Genomic DNA, 18,104 nt, shown 5'->3' on the forward strand with positions numbered 1-18,104 from the left:
TTCCTGCAGGGCGGCAATGTATCAGATGAACCGTTAGAAATCAGGTATGGAATTGCAAAGGCTTCAGCTTTCGACTCGGTAGCAGTGCTATAATGCGCGGCTTAAATTTGTATAGGTATATTTATGTCATCGGCAATGCAGGCAACCTTAACCCAGGGCTCGGTCGCAAAAACCTTGCGAGATATGGCAGCGCCTATGGTGATCGGCTTATTGGCGATGATGTCCTTCAATGCTGTCGATACATTTTTTGTCGGGCAGTTGGGTGAAGATGCCCTTGCGGCGATGAGCTTTACCTTCCCAGTCGTTATGGTTTACACCAGCTTGGCGATAGGCCTAGGCGCGGGAACCTCGTCCTGTGTTGCCCGTGCGATCGGCGCAGGTGATCAAGCGATGGCAAAGCGTTTATTAACCGATGTATTAACCATTGCTCTACTGATGTCGGTGATTTTCGGAGTATTGGGATGGTGGTTTATGGAGCCCATTTTTTATGCCCTTGGCGCCTCCGAAAAGCTGATGCCGCTGATTCGCGAATATATGGATATTTGGTTTTTAGGTATCCCCATGGTCATTATGCCAATGGCTGCCATGGCCGGATTGCGCGCTATGGGGCTAAGCAAATTGCAAGGCGTGGTCATGGGAATCTCAGCTATTGCCAATGGCCTATTAGACCCCTTGTTGATTTTTGGTTTGTGGGGCTTTCCACGATTGGAGTTAGCCGGCGCGGCTTGGGCTAGCTTTATCGTTCGTATTGGTGTGATGCTGGCGGTGGCGCATATTTTAATTGTGCGATTGCAGGTTTTAACTAACCCCTTCGCCAAATTAAATGAGTTGTTAGCTTCTTGGCGACAGGTCTTTCATGTGGCGATTCCGGCCATGGGCACCAATGTGATTATCCCGCTGGCCAGCGCTATCGTAGTTGCCATGGTGGCCAGTCATGGCGAGGCTGCGGTTGCTGGCTTGGGAGTCGCGCTGCGTGTAGAGCCCATGGTACTGATTTGCTTTTATGCGTTATCTGCAGTGATGGGGCCGTTCTTTGGTCAAAACCTTTCGGCCTCGGCAATTGATCGTGTGCGTGAGGCACAAAGTGTGGCCATGCGCTTTTGCTTAGCGATGGGCTTGGCGGTAGCGGTCTTATTAGCCCTGGGTGGCGAATGGCTGGCCAGCCTATTCAGTGATTCACCTGAGGTGATCGCCGTGGCCAAAGATTACCTGCTGCTAGTGCCTATAAGCTATGGCTGCTACGGCATGGTGATGTACATTAATGCTGCCTTTAATGGCATAGGTAAGCCAATGCCGGGCCTAGTGATTTCCAGCTTGCGGGTAATAGGTTTATATCTACCGATCGCCTGGTTGGCCATGGAGTTTTGGGGGCTAAAAGGCTTGTTTATCGCCACGGCGGTAACCAATGTGGCTGTAGGCCTGATCGGCTATATTTGGCTGCGCAGCCATATCGAAAAGAGCGCCGAGGCCCTTTGCCCTAACAGTTAGCCGCTGCTTATATCCTCCTGTTGTTCTGTTTATAGCTTCTGCAATTTAGCTTAAAGACCGTGACATCATCGGTCTTTGGGTTCTCCTGCATGGTTTTCTCTTCTTTACTTGCCGACCGGTCGTTTCGGTCTTTACAAATATGTTATATTAGTAAATACTAAATTAATTTTTCATTATTTTGGTATGGCTATGAAACACCGGTTAATGGAGTGGTCGCTAGATCACCCTAAGCGCATCTTTTGGCTGACGGGCCTTTTATGTCTTTTGTCCTTGGCTATGTTTCCGCGTATCTCGGTGGATACCGATCCTGAAAACATGTTGCCCCATGAGCATCCAGTGCGAGTGCTGCATGAAGAGATAAAACACCGCTTTGGGCTGTCCGATATGGTGGTGCTTGGAATTGTGAATGAGCGGCACGATCAAGGCATCTACAATGCGCGTAGCTTATGGAAGCTTTCTCAGTTGAGTGCTGCTGCATTGGCCATGGAAGGGGTGGTTGATGATGATCTAATGAGCTTGGCTGAAAGCGATAACATCACTCAAGGTAAAAATGGCGAAATTGCATTTAATTGGATGATGCGAACTGCGCCTGTAGATGATGAGGCGGCCCAGCTTATCGCTCAATGGGTAGAACGTTTACCGCTACTCAACAACACCTTGGTGTCCGCCGATCAAAAAGCCGCCGCGATTTATATTCCCATTGTCGCCAAGGATCAAAGCTACCGAATTTACCAAGAGCTGCTTGCGGCCATCGAGCAATTGCCAGCCGGCGATGAACAATTTCACATTACCGGTTTGCCAGTCGCTGAAGACACCTTTGGTGTAGAAATGTTTAAGCAGATGGCGGTATCGGCGCCAGCGGCTGGCCTACTGATCTTTATTCTGATGCTGTTTTTTTTCCGCTCAGTTCCCTTGGTAACTGCACCTATGATTGTCGCCATGGCGACGGTGATTATTACCATGGGCGCGATGATTGGTATGGGCTTTCCGGTGCATATCATGTCATCGATGATACCGATCTTTTTAATGCCGATTGCCGTGGTGGATTCGGTGCATATCCTATCGGAATTTAATGATCACTACCGCCCGGGCATGGATAAAAAAGCCTTGGCAGCAAAAGTGGTCAATAATCTTTTTCAGCCGATGCTGTTTACCTCGGTAACCTCTATGGTGGGTTTTGCATCACTGAATACCGCGGACATCCCACCGGTAAGAGTGTTTGGTAGTTTTGTGGCCATTGGTATCGGCGTTGCATTTTTGTTGAGCATAACCTTGGTGCCAGCCTATATGTCTAGCCTATCGGATCAGACTTTAGCAAGCATGGCCAAACGGGTTCACAGCGATGAAAAGCCCAATAGTTTATTGGCGAGGTTTTTACGCTTACTGCCTAGTTTTACAAGCTCATTCCGTTTATTGATTGTGCTCGTTGCTATGGGAGGTTTGCTCTTATCCGGTTTAGGCATCAGCAAAATTAATATTAACGACAACCCGATGAATTGGTTTGAGCCAGAGCATCCTATCCGCAATGCCGATCGGGTTTTAAATAGCCACTTTGCAGGTACTTACGAGGCGTATCTCAGTTTTAGTGCGCCGACTAGCGACGTAGAAAATGGTAGCAAACTACGGGAAATTCTGGCGCGCTCGCCAGAGAAAATTCAAACTGAATTCGCAGATCTACAACTCGCTGGTGAAGACTTGGCTACAGCGTTATTTGATAAACAAATGGCCGCCAGCGATGAAGAACTGCTTTGGTGGGATGAGTTATCGCTGGCTTTGGATAATGCTGGCGAAGAACAACGCTTGTTCTTGCAAAGTGAGTATCTCAATTACTTAGAAGGAGTGCAGGCCGTTTTAATGGCCAATGGCTATGTGGGCAAAACCAATGGCCTTGTCGATTTACTAAAAACGGTAAATCGGGAACTGCATGGTGGCCAAGTTGAACATTATCGTTTGCCGGAAACGGCAGAAGCCGCAGCCCAAGCGATTTTGACCTTCCAAGGTTCTCATCGCCCTGGGGACATCTGGCATTTTGTCACACCTGATTACCGCTCTTCACTCATTTGGCTACAGCTAAAATCGGGTGACAACCAAGATATGAGTGCAGTGCTGGAGTCGATGGATAAGTGGTTTGTCGATAATCCGCCACCTAAAGGCCTTGAGGTTAACTGGAGTGGTTTAACCTACATCAATGTGGCCTGGCAAGACGCCATGGTGAGTGGCATGTTGCAAAGTTTATTGTCCTCCTTTGTAATCGTTGCACTGATGATGATGTTCCTTTTTCGCTCGGTCATCTGGGGCTTAATCGCCATGTTACCGCTGACCTTAACCATCAGTTTGATTTACGGCTTAATTGGTTTTACAGGCAAAAACTACGATATGCCGGTTGCTGTGTTATCGGCTCTTACCTTAGGCATGAGTATCGATTTCGCGATTCACTTTATCGAGCGTTGTCGTGCCTTAATGAAAGAGCATGGTAATTGGCAAGAAACGCTGCAAGCAATGTTTGAAGAGCCTGGCCGGGCAATCAGTCGCAATGCCATCGTAATTGCATTAGGTTTCACTCCCTTGTTGCTAGCGCCACTCGTGCCATATCAAACCGTAGGCTTATTTTTGGCCTCCATTATGGCGATCTCCTGCATCAGTAGCTTATTACTGCTGCCGAGTGTGATCTCCTTCGCTAGAAAAATCCTATTTAAATCATCCGAGCAAAGTGCTTGATAGGAGCGTATTCAATGAAAAATATTTTCACAACACTAATACTGATAACACTCTGTGCACTGGTAGGCATCAACGCATCAGCGCAAAGCAGTGCCTCAGAACTTAGCGTAAAAGATATCGTTCACCAATCGAATCTTGCCACGGTATACGCGGGTAATGATGGCCGCGCCCAGGCACGAATGTTGATTGTCGATAAACAAGGTCGCAAACAAATGCGCCAATTCACTATTTTGCGCCGCAATGTAGAAAAGGGCGGCGATCAACAATTTCTTTTGGTTTTCTCGCGTCCGAGTGATGTAGCCAAAACCAGCTTTCTGGTTGAAAAGCACCCCGGTAAAGATGACGATCGTTGGTTATACCTACCCGGTTTGGATCTGCTAAAACGCATTGCAGCCGGTGATAAGCGAACAAGCTTTGTGGGTTCTACTTTCTTTTACGAAGATATCTCCGGCCGTGACATCAATGCCGATAACTACCAGCTAATCGCCCAAGACGAAAAACAATGGCTGCTGAAAGCAACACCTAAAGACAGCACCAGCGTAGAGTTCGCCTACTATCAAGTCAGTATTGATAAGCAAACCATGCTGCCCATTAAGGCCGAGTATTTTGATGGAGGAAACGAAATGTACCGCCGCCTTTCCGTGCGTAAAACCGCCATGGTTCAAGGCCTGCCCACCGTTACTGAAATGAAAGCTGAAAACTTGCGCGATGGTAGCTTTACCATCAACCAAATGCGTGGCATCGAGTACGACGTAGGCTTGCCACAAAACATTTTTAGCGAACGCTCACTACGCATGCCACCTAAAAAATGGCTAAAAGGCCGCTAAGTACAATGGGCATAGTAAGCAAAAGAAAGTCGAAGACTCTAGCCGCATTGCTGGCACTGCTTGTCGTCACGCAGAGCATAGCAGCATTTGCTCAGTCGAGCGCTACACCAAAAAAAGAGATCGACTCAAAGAACCAAGATTCCTTAGAAGATGATTGGGCTAGCGATGGCCGGGGCGAAGACAGCTGGGTCGATGAGCCATGGGGCGAAGAAGAAAGCTCAGCCATCGAATGGCGAGGCTTTAGCGAATTCGGCCTAGGTGTGTTTCGCAGTGCAAGTCCAAGCCCAAGCCCAGATGGCAACAGCTTAAATGAGTGGCGCAATCAAATATCGGCCTCTGGCTATCTTGGCGAACATTATTTAAGCAGCAAAGTGGAAATACTTTACGACGATGTGGACGATAACAACCTACAAATAAAATGGCGCGAGCTTTATATCGACTCGCCCATCACAGAAAACATCAGCAGCCGAATAGGGCAGCAGGTACTCACCTGGGGAACGGGCGACTTTGTTTTTCTAAACGACTTCTTCCCCAAAAACTGGCAATCCATGTTCTCAGGTCGAGACGACGAATACCTAAAAGCCTCCTCGGCCAGCGCCAAATTCAGTTACTACAGCGATAGCTTCAACGCCGATATCGTTTGGACACCAGAATTCCACTCGGGTATATACATCCGTGGCGAACGCTTCGCCTATGCCCATCCTGCGTACCCCGAGCCCACCGCCGAGCGCCTTCAAGTAGCGCGGCCCAAACGCACAGTCAGCAATGGCCAGCTTGCGGCAAGATTATCCAAAACCCATCAAGGCATAGAATACGCCGCCTATCTTTATCGCGGCCTATACACCCAACCCAACAGCTTCAACCCAGAAACCGGCCAACAATACTTCGCCGGCCTAAATGCCTACGGCGCCAGCATACGCAGCCCACTTGCAGGTGGCATCGCCAATGCCGAATTCTCCTACTGGCAATCACGAGACGACAAAGACGGCAACAAGCCCTTTATACCCAATAGCCAAATCAAAACCCTAATCGGCTTCGAGCGAGAAATCATCGCCAACTTCACCGCCGGCATGCAATGGTTCAGCGAACTCAACCTAGATCACCAAGCGGCCAAGCAAAATTCATTACACAACGGCAGCCTACCCAATCGCTGGCACCACAACCTAACCTTAAGGCTCAACTACCTAGCTATGCAGCAAAAGCTAACTTGGTCACTGTTTGCTTTTTACTCACCCGACGAAAACGATTTTTACCTAAAACCCAAAATCAACTACCGCCACAGTGACCAGTGGAACTTCACCCTAGGTGCCAACGAATTTAATGGAGACTCACAACAACAGTGGGGCCAATTCAAACCATCAAGCAACATTTACTTCCGCATTCGCTACAGCTTCTAAAAAAGGAATCACAATGACCGTCAACCGAATGCTCCACATCATCGCCGGTAGCTTCATCATGATCAGCCTAGCGCTAGGTCATTACATAAACCCATGGTTCTACGCTTTCACCTTCTTCGTCGGTGCCAACCTATTCCAATCCGGCTTCACAAACTGGTGCTTAATGGCTGATATCTTGAGAAAGTTAGGTCTAAAAGACGAGCTTTAAGCCTCTTAGACAGCTCTTTGTCAGGAGCCGGAAATACAAAGATAACTTGCGAGTGCAAAGAAAAGCTCGAATTAAGGGTTTCGTTCAAACAGCCAAAGTAGATTTTAGGCCTTACGATTCCTCATCAGGAACCGTAGAGTGACACGGACGTCACGACCTGAGCGCCCCGGATGGCTTGAGCGCGTTCCAGATTAGGGATCGTAAGGCCTAAAAGCGGTCAGGCTTTAACATCTTTGGGCTAAAGGAAGATCAGTTAGCCTGATAGCTAAAAATAACCTAAAGAAACAAGCACAACACTTTAATAATTCCAAAAATTGACCTAGCATTAAACCATCATAGGTTCTTGGATAAATAGGCATGCGGCTTGTTTACATGGCCCTAGCCTATCTCTGCGTAGGCCTAGGCGTAGTGGGTATCTTCCTACCCGTATTACCCACAACACCCTTCCTACTACTCGCCCTCTGGGCCGGCAGCAAAGGATCACGACGCTTCAAATGGTGGCTACTACGCCACCCCAAATTCGGCCCCGGCCTAAGACTCTGGTACCGCGAAGGCTCCATCCCCCTACAAGCCAAAATCATGGCCGTACTCTTTATCAGCGCCAGCTGGTGCATACTATTCTTCAAAGGCACCAGCACCAACCTACTGATCGTACTCAGCCTAATCCTACTAGGCTCCGCCAGCTTCATCATCAGCCGCCCGACCGCCAAATAAAAACCAACAGCCAGAAACAAAAAAGGCCCTGCCACCGCAAAGTGACAGAGCCTCAAATCTAAACAGCTTGCTTAAAGGCGGCGCTCTAAGCCGTAACGCTTTCCTTCGGGCTGGTATCAAAAGCAGTAGCGGCTTCGTCATTCACCGCCGCAACCTGGCCAGAAAGATCCTTACCCAAATAGTGATAAATTACCGGTAGCACTACCAACGTGAAGACCGTACCAATCAACATACCGGCAACCAAAATGATACCAATACTATTACGAGCTTCCGCACCAGCGCCGGTAACCAAAACCAAGGGGAAATGACCCAAAACCGTAGCGGCCGTCGTCATCAAAACAGGACGTAAACGCGTAGCGGCCGCTTCCTTAACAGCCTCAATCTTGGTCCAGCCTTCCTCTTGCAGTTGCTTGGCAAACTCCACGATTAGAATACCGTTCTTAGCAATCAAACCAATCAACGTGACCAAACCAATCTGCGAATAAATATTCACCGTAGTTAAACTCAAAAACGGGAACAACATCGCGCCCGCCAAAGCCAACGGAACCGAGCCCAGCAAAATAACCAAAGGATCACGGAAATTATTAAACTGAATAGTGAGCACAAAGTAGACCACAATCAGCGCAATGATCAACACACCCATCAGCGTATTGCCTTCCTTACGTAACTGGCGCGACTCACCGGCATAATCCAAAGTAAAACCAGCTGGCAATACCTCCTGAGCGATTTCCTCAATAGTGCTTAAGCCTTGCTCACGAGTCGTGCCCGGCAAAACACCACCAAAGATACGGAAGGATTTTTGCTGATCAAATTTACCCAACAAACGCGGACCGGTAACCTTCTCCAAACTGGCAATGCTGGAAACAGGGATCATATCGCCGCTGGGAGTGCGCAACTGCAGGTTCAAAAAGCTCTCCGGATTCCCGCGAGCCGATTCCTTCAGCATAGGAATCACCCGGAATGCCTTACCATTACCATCAAAACGGTTACTAAAATTAGATGACAGCAAAACACTAAGTTGCTCGCTTACCGATGATAAACTCATACCCAAATCGGCAATGCGATCGCGTTTTAAAATAAAACGTACCTGGGGTAAATCGATATATAGATCGGTATCGGCAAACATAAACTTACCGCTTTGATAAGCCTTGCCAATAATTTGTTCGGCATAGCCGCGCATCTCACCGTAGCTGGCCGGACCTTGAACGACCAGCTCGACATCAAAGTTACCTGCGGTAGGCAAAGACGCTGAAAGAATAGGCAATACCTTAAGCTCGGCAATACCACCTAACTTACCAAAAACTTCAGGCAATAACTCTTGATTGCTACGGCTACGTTCATCCACATCACCTAACAGCAAGCCGCCAAAGCCACCACTGGCACGCAGTACCTGCCACATACCGTGGGAAGATTCAGTCGTCAGCAGAGTATCAACCACCTGATACATATTGGTATTGGTGTACTCCAAGGAAGATTCTGGTGGTGCCGTAATAATCGTATTAATACTGCTATTGTCTTCAATTGGTGCCAGCTCTTTTTGCGAGAACATATAAAAGGGCACCGTTAGCAGCGCAATAAAGATGGCCGCAAATACCAACTGGCCACGCCAGTTAAATACATGGCCTAAAAAGTTGCGATACCAGTGCTGGGCTTTATCGAATTGCTGGTTAACCCAAACCGTCATGCGGCTTTCTTTACCGCCTTCTGGGCAAACCGTAGCACTCATAATGGGAGATAGCGTTACAGCCACCAAACCAGAAATTAAAACTGCAATGGCTAACGTAAAAGCAAACTCTTTAAACAAAACCCCGGTTAAGCCCGAAAGAAAACCAATAGGTGCATATACCGCCGCCAACGTAATGGTCATCGCCGTTACGGGTGCTAACAACTGGCGCGAGCTGGTGAGAGCGGCTTGAGTGCGGCTCATACCGTTGCGCATATGGCGCGCCACGTTTTCAACCACCACAATAGCATCATCAACCACCAAGCCCACCGAAAGCACCACCGCTAACACGGTAAGTAGGTTTAAGGTAAAGCCCATAATGGCCATAGCGGCCACAGCGCCTAAAATAGAAATAGGAATGGTAATGAGCGGCACCAAGGCTGTGCGGAAAGAGCCCATCAAAGCAATCACCACAATGCCCACCAGAAACACGGTTTCCAGTAAGGTGGTGAAAATTTCTTTTAGTGCCGCGCGCATATAGAGCGTGCCATCGTAACCCATATCAATGGTGACGCCATCGGGCAAAGTTGGGCGAATATTATCGAGCTGGCGATAAACTTCATCACCAATTTCAATTTCGTTAGCGCCCGGCAAAGGCCAGATAGAAATAAAGATAGTAGAGCGCTGTAAAAAGCGGCCGCTTACCTGGCCTTCGACTTCGCCTAATTTAATATCGGCAATATCTTGCAAATAAATTAAACCATCGCCCGTATCGCGTACCACTAGTTGCTCAAAGTCTGCAACGGTTTTTAAGGTACTGTCGGTTAATAGATTAATGCGATGACGAGCATTCTCACTTTCACCAATGGTGGCAATAATATTGTTATCACGCAGTGCCGTGAGTACTTCATTGGCGCCTATTTTATAGGCCGCTAAGCGGCTTGGGTCTAACCATACTCGCATAGCTGGATCGCGACCGCCTTCCAAACCGATACGCTGCACTCCATCGATAGAAGACAGGATGGGGTTTACCCGACGTGATAGATAATCGTTAAGCTCAGAGCGGCTATAGTCTTCGGCATATACCGGTAAATAAAATACCGCATTGGCGCGATCGGCTCGGCTAACAGAAACGGCCGGATCTTCGGCGCCTGCAGGCAGTTCAAAACGAATTTGGCTTAAGCGCGCATTTAGCTCGGCCAATGCGGCAGTGCTGTCTTCATTGAGCTTAAGCCAGCCGGTAACGGTACTGGAACCTGCAACGGTATTGGAATCGACATAATCAATACCGGGCACGGTAGCAACAGCGCGCTCGATAGGATCGGTAATAAACCCCTGTACTGTCTCGGCATCGGCGCCGGTATAAACTGTGCTAACCACCAATGAAGCACTTTCGATTTTCGGGTACTGCAGTATAGATATTTCCTGCGCGGCGCGAATGCCGGCGAGCAGTAAAATGGCAGAAACCACAACGGCTAGGACAGGCTTTCTAACAAAGATGTCCATTAAGTTAGGGCGATCATGTGAGTTGCTCATTGTGCCCCCTTAGTATTAGCTTGCTCATTGGCACCGGTGTTTGATTCTGCAGTAACCGTTGGTTTGGTTTGAATAAATACTTTTAGCCCTTGGCGCAGCTTGAAACTGCCAATGCTGGCTACTAGGCTACCCTCGGCAATGCCATCGCGAATAATAAAACCTTCGTTACGGCGCGGGCCTAGCTCAATGCGCACGCGCTCAGCGCGATAAAAGTCACCCGCAGCATCTGGATTTAGGCGATACACATAATCGGCAAATTGATCGCGGCTGATGCTCACATCCGGCACCCAACTAGCCGCTTCAATTGCACCTGCACTTAGCTTCACCTCTACAATGCTATTGCTGTTGAGATTTGTGTTTTCCGGCTGCTCGATACGGCCGCGATATCGTAGCTGGCGTGAACTACTATTAACTTCGGCATCGCTGGCAACCAGCTGGGCCATTACAGATTGGCTAGGGTTAAGCTGTACTTCGATCTCACTGCTAACATCTAAGCGAGGGAAATCCTGAGGTACAGAAAAATCGACCCAAATAAAATTATTCACACCCACCAAGCGAGTGATCATCGTATTTGGGTTTAAGTACTGGCCGGCCTCTAAAGTGTGCAGACCAACATGGCCTTTAAAGGGCGCCATAATGGTTTTCTTATTGATAACCGCTTTTTGTGCAGCAATTTCGGCCAAGCTGGTTTGGTAGTCGGCCTCGGCGCGATCGAGCGCTTCGGCGCTAACGCGGTTTTGTTTGCGTAGCTTTTTATTACGATCCAAAGTGATCTTGGCTAAACGTGCACTGGCATTGGCTGCACGTAGGCGAGCTTCTTCTTCGCTAACATCCAGCTGTAGCAAAACCTGGCCGGCTTCAATAAGGCCGCCTGATGGCAAGTTTAAGGTTTTAATTTTACCGCCTAATTCAGTACGCAAATCCAGCTGCTGCGGCGCAATAAGCTCGCCACTAACGGTAAGCTGCTGTCGAAACTCGGCGGCTTCAACGGTAACTGCTTTTACGGTGGCTGATGGTTCAGGGAACGATTTACCAATCGCAATGGCTTCTTTTATCTGTAAAAACTTTACTGTGCCAAGGCCGGCAAAAACCAGCAGGCAAAGTACGATAGTGATTATCCAACGGCGAAGATTCATGGTGTGTAATCCAATAATATTAAAATAATTGCTTAACGTAGTCCGGCGGCGTTTACCGCTGCCAATGCGCGTTGTACGCCGGCATCATCAACTTTTTGTTGCCAGTCATAACTGTTCAGTAGGCGCGTAAAATTTTTAATCAGCAGATCATCGGCTGGCAGCGGGTAAGGTAACGGCTCAGCTAATTGAATGGCGCTGCGGTTATGTTGGCGCAGTACCACTTGTGAATAGCCCACATGCATAGACCAGGTTGCTGTACTGAGCTCAGCGATAGTGGTATTGCTGGTTTCGATATCCAGCTCGCCACTATCGATGGCGCTTTGCCACAGCTTTTCAAACAGTGCCCCGCAGGCTTCAATGCTTTGCGACATATTCTCTAACCAGCGCGGTGAGGCTCGGCGCAAAATCGCTTCGCAATTTACTAGGGCATCAAGATGGCTATCGAAGTCGTAGCATTGGGTTTTGTGCGGATCTAATAAACCTAGGGCGATGATCTTTTCGGGCGTGCTCAAATCTAGGTTTAGGGTTTGGGCAAAGGTGTCATGTAAACGTCGGGACATGCGTGTGCCTAAGGCCACTAGGACATCTTCTTTGCTTTGCACATGCTTATACAGAGTGCCAATAGAAACCCCGGCCTCCTTGGCAATGGCCGACATGGTGAAATCCAGCAGAGAGGTTTGCTGCACGCACTTAGCAGCGGCACAAAGGATCATATCCTCTTGCTCTTGGGGGCTGTGTTTTGGGGCTGGTGGCATAATTTTCAACCATATTTAGCTAATATGAAATCTATTCGAACATCATTCGAATGCTGTGCGCATTCTACGCCGCTAGGTCTTGGAGTCAATAAAATTGCCGCTATTAGGGCAATAAGAATTGTTAATACCCGTGTCTGTTTTTACGCTTTAAGGGAGCTGGCGGATCTTTAAACGGGGCACAGATACTGCTGATATTAGCTACGGCGTGCTTAGTCTGTAAGTGCCTGCTTGCTCCAGGTGCTGGGGGCATGGCCGGTCCAGCTTTTAAAGGCGCGGCTAAAGGCGGCACTATCGGCAAAGCCAAGCTGCTCGGCAAGTACTGCCATGGATAGCTCGCCCTTACGCAGGGCTTGTTCGGCTCGGCTTTGTTGCACCTCACGGCGCAGCTCTTTAAAGCTGGCCCCTTCGGCTTCCAGTTTACGGGCTAGGGTGCGGGGGCTTACGTGCAGGGCTTGGGCGAGGGTTTCTCGGTCGGGGATGATGGCTTGCAGTTGTAGCTGGCGCTTTACTAGCTCTACATAACGGCTTTGGCGGCGCAGATCCGCCGAGACTCTTTGTACTAGTTTTAGATACGCTCGATAGATGGCTTGGTTTTGCCTAAGGGGCTCGCGATCAAAGTGACCGGGGGCACACAATAGCGAGGCGCTTTCTTGATGGTAATGCACGCAATCACCAAAGTGCTCCTGAATCATGGCTTCTTCTGGGCCAGGTGCAAAGGGCAGGTGGACCGCTACTGGGGTGCAATCTGGGCCAGCAATATCTTCTATCAGCGTGGCTGAAGATACCAAGTCTCGTAGCAGGCAAAACTCCTGCAGTTGCTGGCCTTTATGACCCAGCTTGATATCAGGCTCTAATTCAAAGCGGCAGTAATCGTGATCTTTAATACGTCCTAATTCGATATGGCTCTGCCCCCAGGTAAGCTCTGGAAAGCTCAATATGGTTTGCACGGCATGCTGCACTGTATCGGCATGCATGGCGGTAAGGCCTAGCAGACCAAATAGGGTAATCGAGGCATTGGCGCCGGCCTCCAGGGCCAAGAGGCGATGGCTATTGGGTTGATGGGCTTCAATCAACGTTAGTAACAAGGCTTGTTCTTGTTCTTGTTCAATAGGGTAATCTGGATCTTCCAAGGCAATTGGCGGTATCCCGCAGGCTAAGGCAATTGCCTCGCCATCTTGACCCATCTCTTCGAGCTGTTGCAGCTCTAGCTGAATACCGAAAGCGCTGCGCTGACCGACCAATAAGTCGCCCCGGGCCAAGACTTGCTTTTCTTTGTTTGCTGTCGATTTTGGGTTTGCCCGGTAGCCTGCCATGTTGAATGTCTGCGCTGTACTAATCTGATGTTGTAAAGTTTGGCAAATCGTACCACTATGGCCTGAAATATCAAAAGCCTGGCAGCCCCCATCATCGCTAAGCGGGGGTGGCTATGGCACAGTTTGTACATAAGAAGTAATACCCAAGCGGCCTGGCTATGAGCCTGTGCCGAAGACTCACGATATAACAATAATGTAGCGAGGCGATTGTGGAAGCATTAGACGTTCTGATTATTGGCGCAGGTATTTCCGGCATTGGCATGGCTTGTCATTTAAAGCAAAAATGCCCAGATCAGAAGTATGCCATTTTAGAAGGCCGTGAAAACTTTGGAGGCACTTGGGATCTTTTTAAATACCCAGGTATCCGTTCTGATTCCGATATGTACACCTTTGGTTACAGTTTTCGCCCATGGACTAATGGCGCTGATATCGCTTCGGCCGAATCCATTCGCGAATACTTGGATGAAACTGCTACTGAATACGGTGTGCATGAAAATATTCGCTACAGCCATCGTGTGGAAAAGCTGCAATGGAACAGTAAGGAAGCGTGCTGGTTTGTCCATTATCGCCACAAAGGCGGTGAAGAGCAGATTCTAAAAACCCGTTTTTTGGTAACCTGCACGGGCTACTACAATTACGAGAAGGGCTATTTGCCTGAATTTCCTGGCTATGAAAATTTCAATGGCTTAAAAGTGCATCCGCAGCAGTGGCCTGAAGATTTGGATTACAAAGATAAGCAGGTGCTGATTATTGGCAGTGGTGCGACGGCGGTAACTTTGGTGCCGTCTATGGCCGATGAGGCTGCCCATGTGACTATGCTGCAGCGCTCACCCACTTATGTTTTTACTCGCCCGGCGCGCGATCCTATTGCCAAGTGGCTACACAAATTCACACCCGATAGCTGGGCGCATTATCTTACCCGCGCTAAAAATATCTTCCTTAGCTGGTACATCTTTTCTAAATCTAAGCGTAGCCCCGATGGTGTGCGTCAGTATCTACGCGATATGGTTAAAGGCGAGGTGGGTGATTCGGTCGATGTTGATGTGCATTTTAACCCAAGCTATAACCCTTGGGATCAACGTATGTGCTTGGTGCCTGATAGTGATTTGTTTAAGTGCCTAAAAGAAGGCAAAGCTTCTATTGTTACTGACCATATTGAAACCTTTACCGAAAACGGTGTGCAATTAAAATCGGGCGAGTCGATTGATGCCGATATTATTGTGCCGGCGACGGGATTGGATCTGCAGTTCTTGGGTGGCATTGACCTTTATAAAGACGATCAAAAAATCGAATCCGGTGAGTTGGTAAATTATAAGGGTATGATGTTTGCTAATCTGCCGAATATGGTTTCAGTATTTGGTTATACGAATGCCTCTTGGACTTTGAAAGCCGATTTAACCTCGGACTATGTATGTCGTTTAATTAAGCATATGAAAACCACTGGCCGTAAGCAGGTGATGCCTAAGCTGGATTTAAATGGTTTTGCCCAGAGCCCGATGATCGATTCTTTGAAATCCGGCTATATTAGCCGTGCTGAGAGTATTATGCCTAAGCAGGGTGAGGGTTATCCTTGGCGTAATCAGGATAATTATTATCGGGATTATTTTGCGATTCGGCATGGTAAGTTGGAGGATGGGGTGTTGGAGTTTGTTTAATATGTGTCTGGGGTCGGGTGTTAAGTTTTTTAACATCTGACCGCTTAAAGGCCGGGTTGCCCCTAAGCCACGATCGGCGGCCCTCCCGGCTTCCCTCCTTCCTAAAAAAGCCTCACAAAAAGACGTGAGTCTTTTTTACTCTCTCGGCGCTCGCTCTGATTGTGGCTTAGGGGCAACCCGGCCTTTAAGCTGCTTTGGTGGTTTTGTTCTCGTTGTGTTGGTTTTGGGAGTCTAGCAAAACTTGATGCTTTAAGTGTCAATTCTTTTGGCCTTGGTGTGAGTTTTCAGGTGCTTGTAAAAGTTCTGGTAAAGCAATAGATTAGAGCTTTAGGCAACGGAATGCAGGCTGTCACTCGAAAGGATGCTATCCATTAATTCCTGGGTTCTCCAGGGTGTTGAAAAATTCCAGTTTGTCGTCTTTTATGCTCGTCTATCGAGTGAGCTTTTAGGAAAAATACATATGACCTGGGAACGGAAATATTTTTTGCCGACCGATAGTGATGTTTTGTCTTTCTTTGTCATCTTTGGCGAATTTGTCGATAAAGTTAAAATTTCGGCTTCAAAGTATAATTTTACCGAAGTCCCCCAAAATACTGATATTTCAAAATACCATGATGGGACTTCACCAGAGTATAGGGATGGATTTAGATCTGGATACCTTTGGCAAGAATTGTGTATAGAAAACCCCGAATTGGCTAGGGCTGTGGCGATCGCGCCAAGCTGTGTCGTTGTTCGGACAGAGTTAGATGATAAGGAAGCATTGGATTACCTTCGGAATATCATAGGTCTAGTCACGCACTTCCTTGATAGTGGTGGTGTTTGTGTGTATGAACCACAAAGGTTCAAGTGGTGGTCTCCGGGGGAATGGTATGAGAGTGTTTTTTTACCTAAAAAACCAACCCCATATCAGCACACTGTTGTTCTTGTGTCGAAGCAAGAAGATGGAAAGCTTTGGTATCACACTCGAGGGCTAAGACTTTTTGCTCGCCCTGATATTAGTGTTCACGATGTCACTGAGGAAAACTCGAAAAGAGTGCATGAAATGATTAATCGCTTCATTGAGTATCAGGCTTATGGGGGGGTAATCAAGGATGGGCAACATATTAGAATGAAAGGGCTGCCCTCATCAATGTGGTGCGAGCATCGAGGATGCGAAGAAGATCCAGATTTTAATAATAGACATGTTGAAATTCATTGGGAGTGAGCGCTTTGGAAGGGCATTTATACTGACAGAATTTGAACAGTCGAAAGGGTTGGTCAATGGCCGTGATATTGGTTGAATGTTGAACGGATAGGTTTTGTTTCAGTTGAAATTGAATCATGCGATAGCGTGTCGTTTTGCTTTGGGGTATCAAAGAAATAGCGACAGTGTTGTGTTAAAACCTAGAGTTGTCTTCGAGTCGAGCGCTATGTAGTGAGGAAACAATGAGGTATCTATTAGCTATTTATCTGCTATCCATAAGTGCAGTATCTTTTGCAAAAGAGAAGTGTGACCCTAGTTCTATTGGTGTAACTGATAGCTCTAGCGAGATTGAACGATACTTTTATACGGGTACCTGCCATTATAGAAATAAAGATTATTCTTTATCCGTGAAGAATTGGGAGGGTCTTGCCTTGTTGGAGGCTGAGTCTGCTTCGGATGAAGAGCTTAAGGTTGATGTCCTTAATAATCTTGGATATATGAAATTTTTCGGATTTGGAACTGAAAAAGATCAAAAAACAGCGATCTCGTATTGGCGCGAAGCGGTATTGCTTGGCCATTACGAAGCTGAATATCACCTTTGTCACGCATATGCTGACAAGAAACAACCCACGTATAATCTTGCCAAAGCCAGAAAGCACTGTGAGAAAGCCAAGTTAATATATAAGGGAAAGGACGACTCTAATTCTGAAATCTTGTCTATTATCAATTCGTACTTGGAGAAGATCGAAAGATAAAACCCTCCTTGGAGCAGGCCTGATAAGTTATGAGCAAGAGCTTTCTGATATTCGACCTAGACGGAACCCTTAGTGACCCTAAAGATGGTATTGTTCGATCTATCAATTATGCTCTTGAGGCGCATGGTTTTGATTCTCGTGCTGAAGCTGATCTTTTGAGCTGCATTGGGCCCCCACTTGATGCTTCGTTTAGAGAGTTATTGCAGACTTCTGATGAGTCACTGATAAGTTCCTTGGTTAAAAAATATCGAGAACGCTATGCTGATGTGGGGTTTGCTGAGAATTGTTTGTACGACGGTGTGTTTGACTCCTTACGTTCCTTATATGGCGAGCACCCCTTGGCGGTTTGTACTTCAAAGCCTGTTGCATTTGCACGCAAGATTATCGAGATGTTTGATTTGGATGGCTTCTTTGAATTTGTCGATGGCGGGGATGTTGGCATTAGTAAGGTAACGCAGTTATCGGATCTTAGCTCTAAGGGGCTTGTTGGTCCCGGTTCCGTTATGGTGGGTGATCGTATGTTTGATTTGAGAGCAGCTCATGAAAATGGCTTGAGGTCTGTTGGGGTGCTTTGGGGTTATGGTAGTTTTGCGGAGTTGTCTGCAGAGAAGCCTGTCATGATGCTGGATGAACCAAGGGAGTTACATCGCGCAGCTGGATCGTGTGTGTAAATTTTAAGCGTCCTTACTTTGAGTGCTCTGTATCCAAGGGCGCGTGCTTGGGTAGTTTTTGCGTTTCTCTATTTAGACAATTGTC

General features: G+C 47.7%; 14 protein-coding genes. 10 read left to right on the forward strand and 4 right to left on the reverse strand.

The annotated features are described in order from the left end of the window. Positions 1-123: 123 nt before the first annotated feature. The 6 genes from Q1A08_RS19710 (at position 124) to Q1A08_RS19735 (ending at position 7,352) form a co-directional block, all read left to right on the forward strand. A complete protein-coding gene (locus Q1A08_RS19710) occupies positions 124-1,488 on the forward strand; it encodes an MATE family efflux transporter (RefSeq protein WP_299776118.1) in 1,365 nt (454 codons plus the stop codon). A 189-nt stretch (positions 1,489-1,677) separates the two neighbouring features. Then, positions 1,678-4,206, forward strand: a complete 2,529-nt coding sequence (locus Q1A08_RS19715) for an MMPL family transporter (protein ID WP_299776119.1) — start codon at positions 1,678-1,680, stop codon at positions 4,204-4,206. A gap of 14 nt (positions 4,207-4,220) precedes the next feature. Beyond that, positions 4,221-5,033 (forward strand): outer membrane lipoprotein-sorting protein, encoded by an 813-nt coding sequence (locus Q1A08_RS19720; RefSeq protein ID WP_299776120.1) that lies wholly within the window; start codon positions 4,221-4,223, stop codon positions 5,031-5,033. Positions 5,034-5,038: 5 nt separating this feature from the next. Next, positions 5,039-6,430: a hypothetical protein gene (locus Q1A08_RS19725; RefSeq protein ID WP_299776121.1), complete on the forward strand. Its 1,392-nt coding sequence runs from the start codon at positions 5,039-5,041 to the stop codon at positions 6,428-6,430. Positions 6,431-6,443: 13 nt separating this feature from the next. After that, on the forward strand, positions 6,444-6,638 hold the full coding sequence (locus tag Q1A08_RS19730) for a DUF2892 domain-containing protein (protein WP_299776122.1): 195 nt from the start codon (positions 6,444-6,446) through the stop codon (positions 6,636-6,638). Between the two features lie 357 nt (positions 6,639-6,995). Then, positions 6,996-7,352, forward strand: coding sequence for a YbaN family protein (locus Q1A08_RS19735; protein WP_299776123.1), 357 nt, complete (start codon positions 6,996-6,998; stop codon positions 7,350-7,352). 85 nt (positions 7,353-7,437) lie between these two features. Here the strand turns inward: Q1A08_RS19735 and Q1A08_RS19740 are convergent, their stop codons facing one another. The 4 genes from Q1A08_RS19740 to Q1A08_RS19755 form a co-directional block, all read right to left on the reverse strand. After that, the gene (locus Q1A08_RS19740; RefSeq protein WP_299776124.1) at positions 7,438-10,551 is read right to left on the reverse strand and encodes an efflux RND transporter permease subunit; all 3,114 of its coding nucleotides are present in this window, start codon (positions 10,549-10,551) and stop codon (positions 7,438-7,440) included. Beyond that, the gene (locus Q1A08_RS19745; RefSeq protein ID WP_299776125.1) at positions 10,548-11,687 is read right to left on the reverse strand and encodes an efflux RND transporter periplasmic adaptor subunit; all 1,140 of its coding nucleotides are present in this window, start codon (positions 11,685-11,687) and stop codon (positions 10,548-10,550) included. Before Q1A08_RS19745 ends, Q1A08_RS19740 begins: the two co-directional genes overlap by 4 nt. 32 nt (positions 11,688-11,719) lie before the next feature. Beyond that, the gene (locus Q1A08_RS19750; RefSeq protein WP_299776126.1) at positions 11,720-12,442 is read right to left on the reverse strand and encodes a TetR/AcrR family transcriptional regulator; all 723 of its coding nucleotides are present in this window, start codon (positions 12,440-12,442) and stop codon (positions 11,720-11,722) included. A 209-nt stretch (positions 12,443-12,651) separates the two neighbouring features. After that, positions 12,652-13,755: an AraC family transcriptional regulator gene (locus tag Q1A08_RS19755; protein ID WP_299776127.1), complete on the reverse strand. Its 1,104-nt coding sequence runs from the start codon at positions 13,753-13,755 to the stop codon at positions 12,652-12,654. A 209-nt stretch (positions 13,756-13,964) separates the two neighbouring features. On the opposite strand from Q1A08_RS19755, the gene Q1A08_RS19760 reads away from it, so the two are divergent. From Q1A08_RS19760 to Q1A08_RS19775, 4 genes are all read left to right on the forward strand, one after another. Then, positions 13,965-15,410: an NAD(P)/FAD-dependent oxidoreductase gene (locus tag Q1A08_RS19760; RefSeq protein WP_299776128.1), complete on the forward strand. Its 1,446-nt coding sequence runs from the start codon at positions 13,965-13,967 to the stop codon at positions 15,408-15,410. A 460-nt stretch (positions 15,411-15,870) separates the two neighbouring features. Then, the gene (locus tag Q1A08_RS19765) at positions 15,871-16,614 is read left to right on the forward strand and encodes a hypothetical protein (protein WP_299776129.1); all 744 of its coding nucleotides are present in this window, start codon (positions 15,871-15,873) and stop codon (positions 16,612-16,614) included. 221 nt (positions 16,615-16,835) lie between these two features. Next, complete coding sequence (locus Q1A08_RS19770; protein ID WP_299776130.1) at positions 16,836-17,348, forward strand: sel1 repeat family protein; 513 nt, start codon at positions 16,836-16,838, stop codon at positions 17,346-17,348. Between the two features lie 29 nt (positions 17,349-17,377). Further along, a complete protein-coding gene (locus Q1A08_RS19775; protein WP_299776131.1) occupies positions 17,378-18,019 on the forward strand; it encodes an HAD hydrolase-like protein in 642 nt (213 codons plus the stop codon). Positions 18,020-18,104: the final 85 nt, after the last annotated feature.

The sequence above is a fragment of the uncultured Pseudoteredinibacter sp. genome (assembly GCF_947500695.1).
Taxonomy (GTDB): domain Bacteria; phylum Pseudomonadota; class Gammaproteobacteria; order Pseudomonadales; family Cellvibrionaceae; genus Pseudoteredinibacter.